General features: G+C 71.1%; 3 protein-coding genes. All 3 read left to right on the top strand.

What is annotated here, in order from left to right:
- Positions 1–148 precede the first annotated feature (148 nt).
- Positions 149–1,747, top strand: a complete 1,599-nt coding sequence (locus AB0K09_RS31240; protein ID WP_366068767.1) for an MFS transporter — start codon at positions 149–151, stop codon at positions 1,745–1,747.
- A complete protein-coding gene (gene fdxA, locus AB0K09_RS31235; RefSeq protein ID WP_366068766.1) occupies positions 1,744–2,070 on the top strand; it encodes a ferredoxin in 327 nt (108 codons plus the stop codon). The genes AB0K09_RS31240 and fdxA overlap by 4 nt, the downstream gene beginning before the upstream one ends.
- A 240-nt stretch (positions 2,071–2,310) precedes the next feature.
- Positions 2,311–3,658: type I glutamate--ammonia ligase (gene glnA / locus AB0K09_RS31230; protein WP_366068765.1), on the top strand; the 1,348-nt coding region annotated here is incomplete at its 3' end.

The raw sequence follows: 3,658 nt of genomic DNA, 5'->3' as shown, positions 1-3,658 counted from the left end.
GGCCGCCATGTGCGGCTGCACTGTACGGGTGCCGAGGTCGCAGCCGCCGGCGTACGGGATCTTGAAGTGGTCCATGCGGTGCAGCAGCGGACCGATGCCGCGCCCCCGTCGGCGGGGCCAGGCCCGAAGCACCGAAGGAGTCCCCGCGATGAATGCCCCGCACGCAGGGCGCCACGCCACCGCGCCGGCCGGCCCGCGCCTGACCCTGGCGGCCGTCTGCGTCGCCGCCGTGGTCCTGCCCATGGCCCTGACCGGCGCGTCGGTCGCGCTGCCCGACATCAACGGTGATCTGCACGTCGGGCTGGTCTCCCTGCAGTGGGTCGTCAACGCCTACAACGTCACCTTCGCCGCCTGCATGCTCGCCTGCGGCGCCCTCGCCGACCTCCTCGGCCGGCGCCGCATGTTCACCGCCGGCCTGGTCACCATCCTCGTCGCCGGCGTCGTCAGCGCCGTCTCGCCCGGCATCGTGCTGCTCGACCTCTCCCGGGGCCTCGCGGGCATCGGCGGCGCCGCCGTCATGACCGCCGGCAGCGCCCTGCTCGCCCAGACCTTCGACGGGCCCGCCCGCGCCAAGGCCTTCGGCGCGCTCGGCACCGCCTTCGGCACCGGACTGGCCCTGGGCCCCTTCACCGCCGGATTCCTCGTCGACGCCTTCGGCTGGCGGTCGGTCTTCGTCAGCCACGCCGTGCTCGCCGCCGCCGTGCTCGCCGTCACCGGCCGGCTCGCCGAGTCGCGCAACCCGCGGGCCATGGGCGTCGACAAGCCCGGCACCGCCACCTTCACCGCCGCGCTGTTCGCCCTCATCCTCGGCATCATCGAAGGCCCCCAGCTCGGCTGGGCCCATCCCCTCGTCCTCGCCCTCCTCGCCGGCGCGGCCCTCTTCCTCGCGGCCTTCGTCACCGTCGAACGCCGCGTCGGGCACCCCATGTTCGACCTCGGCCTGCTGGCCCGGCCGCGCTTCCTGGGTATCTGCCTGATGCCCTTCGTGCTGTCCTTCGTCTTCGTCGGACTGCTGGCCTTCCTGCCCACCTACCTCATCGGCGTCGGCGACTACTCCACCGACGGGGCCGGCGCCGCCATGCTCCCGCTCACCCTGCCCATCCTCACCGTGCCGGTCGTCGCCGGCTTCCTCACCCAGCGCCTGGCCATGCGCACCCTGCTCGCCCTCTCCCTCGCCCTGGTCGCCGCGGGCGCCGCGTGGCTGACCGTCATCGGCCCCTCCAGCGGCTTCACCGACATCCTGGGCCCCCTGCTGGTCATGGGCGCGGGCGTCGGCGTCTCCTTCGGGCTGCTGGACGGCGCCGCGGTCTCCGTCGTGCCCGCCGAGCGGGCCGGCATGGCCGCGGGCATGTTCAACACCATGCGCCTGACCGGCGAGGCCGTCGCCGTCGCCGGCATGGGCACCGTCCTCGTCTCCGTCATCGCGGGCCGCCTCGGCGACCACACGGACGAGATCCCCGGCCGCTACCGCGGCCACGTCCAGAACCTCGCCGACACCATCACCCAGGGCGACCTCGCCAAGGCCGCCTCGCACGCCACGCCCGGAGCCGCCCGCGACGCCTTCACCACCCTCGCCGCCGGCAGCTACACCGACGCCCTCCACCTCGCCCTGTGGATCCTCGCCGCCCTCTCCGCCCTGTGCATACCGGCGGTGTGGACCCTGCTCACCCGGCGCCAGGAGCAGGCAGGCCCTGCCGCGGGTACGAATCCGGCAAGCACCGCGAGAGAGGAAAGGCCAGCGCGATGACGTACGTGATCGCAGAGCCCTGCGTCGACGTCAAGGACAAGGCGTGCATCGAGGAGTGCCCCGTCGACTGCATCTACGAAGGGCCGCGCATGCTCTACATCCACCCGGACGAATGCGTGGACTGCGGCGCCTGCGAGCCCGTCTGCCCCGTCGAAGCGATCTTCTACGAGGACGACGTGCCGGAGGAGTGGACCGGCTACACCCGGGCCAACGCGGAATTCTTCGACACCCTCGGATCCCCGGGCGGCGCCAGCCGCACACCGCCCGGCGAGAGCGACCACCCCGTCGTCGAGGCCGTGCCCGTGCGCGCCCACGACGCCTGACCCGTCCCTTCCACACCCCCTACCGAGCGTCACCCTGCGTCACCCCGCCGCACGGCCGCCGCACGCACTTCGGCGGCCGTGCGGCGGCGCCGTTGATCCGGGCATCAGTACGATGCACGCAAGGGCCGGGAAAGCGGGACCGCCAGGAAACCCCCCGGTAACCCGGGGACGTGATACTCAAGGTCGAAACCGTACCCACGCCCGGGATACGAGCCGTCTGACCTGCAAGGATAGGGAGCCATGGATAAGCAGCAGGAGTTCGTGCTCCGCACGCTCGAAGAGCGGGACATCCGCTTCGTGCGGCTGTGGTTCACCGACGTGCTCGGCTACCTCAAGTCCGTCGCCGTCGCCCCCGCCGAACTGGAGCAGGCCTTCGACGAAGGCATCGGATTCGACGGTTCGGCCATCGAGGGCTTCGCCCGGGTGTACGAGTCCGACATGATCGCCAAGCCGGACCCGGGGACCTTCCAGATCCTGCCCTGGCGCGCGGAGGCGCCCGGCACCGCCCGGATGTTCTGCGACATCCTCATGCCGGACGGCTCGCCCTCCTACGCCGACCCGCGCTACGTCCTCAAGCGCATCCTGGCCAAGACCTCCGACCTCGGGTTCACCTTCTACACCCACCCCGAGATCGAGTTCTTCCTGCTCAAGGACAAGCCCGTCGACGGCACCCGCCCGGTGCCCGCCGACTCCTCCGGCTACTTCGACCACACCCCGCAGAACGTGGGCATGGACTTCCGCCGCCAGGCCATCACCATGCTCGAATCCATGGGGATCTCGGTCGAGTTCAGCCACCACGAGGGCGCCCCCGGCCAGCAGGAGATCGACCTGCGCTACGCCGACGCGCTCTCCACCGCCGACAACATCATGACCTTCCGGCTCGTGATGAAGCAGGTGGCCCTGGAGCAGGGCGTGCACGCCACCTTCATGCCCAAGCCGTTCTCCGAGTACCCCGGCTCCGGCATGCACACCCACCTCTCCCTCTTCGAGGGCGACCGCAACGCCTTCCACGAGTCCGGCGCCGAGTACCAGCTCTCCAAGGTCGGCAAGTCCTTCATCGCCGGTCTGCTCCGGCACGCGGGCGAGATCTCCGCCGTCACCAACCAGTGGGTCAACTCCTACAAGCGCATCTGGGGCGGCTCCCAGCGCACCGCCGGCGCCGGCGGCGAGGCCCCCTCCTACATCTGCTGGGGCCACAACAACCGCTCCGCGCTCATCCGCGTCCCCATGTACAAGCCCGGCAAGACCGGCTCCACGCGCGTCGAGGTCCGCTCCATCGACTCCGGCGCCAACCCGTACCTGACCTATGCCGTCCTGCTGGCCGCCGGACTGAAGGGCATCGAGGAGGGGTACGAGCTCCCCGCCGGCGCCGACGACGACGTCTGGGCGCTGTCCGACGCCGAGCGCCGCGCCATGGGCATCGAGCCGCTGCCGCAGAACCTCGGCGAGGCCATCGAGCTCATGGAGCGCAGCGAGCTGGTCGCCGAGACCCTCGGCGAGCACGTCTTCGACTTCTTCCTGCGCAACAAGAAGCAGGAGTGGGAGGAGTACCGGTCCGAGGTGACCGCGTTCGAGCTGCGCAAGATGC

Source organism: Streptomyces sp. NPDC049577, assembly GCF_040675635.1.
Taxonomy (GTDB): Bacteria; Actinomycetota; Actinomycetes; order Streptomycetales; family Streptomycetaceae; genus Streptomyces.
This window is presented reverse-complemented; position numbering and strand designations above follow the sequence as displayed.

What these genes read in the sequence shown, in the direction of transcription:
- AB0K09_RS31240 (WP_366068767.1), top strand. Translation starts at nt 149, where the DNA reads ATGAATGCCCCGCACGCAGGGCGCCACGCCACCGCGCCGGCCGGCCCG.
- fdxA (WP_366068766.1), top strand. Translation starts at nt 1,744, where the DNA reads ATGACGTACGTGATCGCAGAGCCCTGCGTCGACGTCAAGGACAAGGCG.